Consider the following 1,662-nt stretch of genomic DNA (forward strand, 5'->3'; position numbering starts at 1 on the left):
GGTGGGTGGGGAGTCCGACCATCCCGGGCGGACGACGGACCACGGGGACCCGCTATGAATCACCACTGGCCGGTCGAACTGGTGGACGGCGATGTCGTCCTCCGTCCGATACGACAACGCGACCACAGGGCCTGGCGCGAGGTCAACCACCGCAACCGCGAGTGGTTGCGGCCCTGGGAGGCGACGGTTCCGCCGCCCCCACCCGGCCATCTGGCGCCGCGTCGGCCGACTTTTCGGCAGATGGTCCGTCACCTGCGGTCGGAGGCGCACGCCGGCCGGATGTTCCCCTTCGTCGTCGAGTACCGGGGACGTCTGGTCGGCCAGTTGACGGTGGCCGGGGTGGCCTGGGGGTCGATGTGCTCGGCGCACATCGGCTATTGGATCGACCGGGAGGTCGCCGGCCGGGGGGTGATGCCCACCGCCGTGGCGCTGGTCACCGATTTCTGCTTCCGCGCGGTGGGTCTGCACCGTCTGGAGATCTGCATTCGACCGGAGAACGGGCCGAGCCGACGGGTGGTGGAGAAGCTCGGCTACCGCGAGGAGGGGCTGCGTCCCCGTTACCTGCACATCGACGGTGACTGGCGCGATCACCTGATCTTCGCGCTGACCTCGGAGGAGGCGCCGGAGAGCCTGCTGGAGGAGTGGCGGGAGCGACCCGCGGGCCGGTGTGTCCCGGAGAGCGGTGCGCCGGCGGCCGGTGATGCCGGGCGGGAGGACGCACGAGCGGTCGGCCGCACGGTGCCCCCGCCGGCGGAGGAAGCCGGGAAGCCGGGATTCGGCTTTCCCGCCCCCCAGAAATAGTACAGATTTTCGATTTCCCCGGCGGGGCTTCGTAACAATCCGAGGAAATGACCGGATGGTGAAGCCAATCGGGCAACACACCGCTCCATTTGGCAGATGGAGTCGCGCCCATCCCTCTACGGTGGCAGCGTGAACAGCAGTGGGCTCATCTTCGCAATGATCGTCGGCGCCTGGGCCGCGTATCTCGTGCCGATGTGGCTCCGCCGGCACGACGAGCTGAACGACTCCCGCCCGACGGAGCGCTTCAGCACGGCCATCCGGATGCTGTCCGGCCGTTCCCTGACCGGCCGTCGCAAGCGGCCGGCGGAGCCCGACGCGGACCTCTCCGATCCGCGGGCCGAACCCGCCTCCGCGGCGCGTTCGGCCGGGGAGACCGAGATCCGCGCCACCGACCTGCGCGCCTACGCCGACCCGATCACCACCGTCCACGCCGTCGGCCCCGACCGGACCGACGGGGCGGGCGAACCCGTGGGTCCGGTCGGGGCCGAGGACGAGTCCCCCGCCGCATCGCTTCCCGCCCGGGTCGCCCGGGCCCGGGTGCTGGCCCGTCGTCGCCGCACCACCATGGTGCTCCTGACCTGCTTCGCGCTCGGCGGTGTGGTCACCGCCGCCGCCGGTCGCGCCTGGATCTGGGTCCCCGCCGTGCCGGCCGTGCTGCTCATCGCCTATCTGCGCCGGGTCCGTGCCCAGGAGCGTCGCCGGCAGAGCGTCACCCTCGACCGCGTCCGGGCGGAGGAGGCCGCACGCGCCCTGCGCGAGCGCCAGGCGGAGGTCATCGCCGCAGCCGGGACCACCGAGGAATCCCCGGCCCGCCGGGAGCAGAGCCGTGAACGGCGTCGCGAGACCCCCCGGGAACAGCGC

2 protein-coding genes are annotated in these 1,662 nt (G+C 72.1%); both read left to right on the top strand.

What is annotated here, in order from left to right:
* Positions 1-54 precede the first annotated feature (54 nt).
* The gene (locus FNQ90_RS22340) at positions 55-801 is read left to right on the top strand and encodes a GNAT family N-acetyltransferase (RefSeq protein ID WP_182607995.1); all 747 of its coding nucleotides are present in this window, start codon (positions 55-57) and stop codon (positions 799-801) included.
* A 129-nt stretch (positions 802-930) separates the two neighbouring features.
* Positions 931-1,662: divisome protein SepX/GlpR (gene sepX, locus FNQ90_RS22345; RefSeq protein WP_456115107.1), on the top strand; the 732-nt coding region annotated here is incomplete at its 3' end.

The organism is Streptomyces alkaliphilus, from assembly GCF_014141535.1.
Lineage (GTDB): Bacteria > Actinomycetota > Actinomycetes > Streptomycetales > Streptomycetaceae > Streptomyces > Streptomyces alkaliphilus.